The organism is Mesorhizobium sp. M2E.F.Ca.ET.209.01.1.1, from assembly GCF_004010375.2.
In the GTDB taxonomy this organism is placed as follows: domain Bacteria; phylum Pseudomonadota; class Alphaproteobacteria; order Rhizobiales; family Rhizobiaceae; genus Mesorhizobium.
This window is the reverse complement of sequence record NZ_SADP02001037.1, coordinates 1-299: the sequence shown is the minus strand read 5'-3', so window position 1 is coordinate 299 and position 299 is coordinate 1. Positions and strand designations below refer to the sequence as shown.

The following is a 299-nucleotide window of genomic DNA, read 5'->3' as shown; positions in this document are numbered from 1 at the left end:
GTCGCGATCGGGGTCTCCTTCGATCTGTCGACCGACGATTTTGAAGGCGGCAGCGGGCTGCCGATCGTCACGTTGAGCCTTGTCGGGCTCTATGCCGTTCTCACCATCCTGCCATGGATTTCGCTGCTGGTGCGCCGGCTGCACGATGTCGGCCTGACCGGCTGGCTGGCGATCCTGTGCTTCCTGCCCTATGTCGGCCTGCTTGCCATCGTGGTGTTCGGCCTGATCCCGAGCCAGGTCGGCGACAACAAATACGGGCCGGTGCCGGCGGGCGTCAGGTTTTAGTGGCCCCCCTCAGC

Annotated in this window: 1 protein-coding gene; it reads left to right on the top strand. The window is 64.5% G+C overall.

From position 1 onward, the window contains the following. On the top strand, positions 1–285 hold a 285-nt coding region (locus EN852_RS39020; protein WP_135879919.1), incomplete at its 5' end, for a DUF805 domain-containing protein. Positions 286–299: the final 14 nt, after the last annotated feature.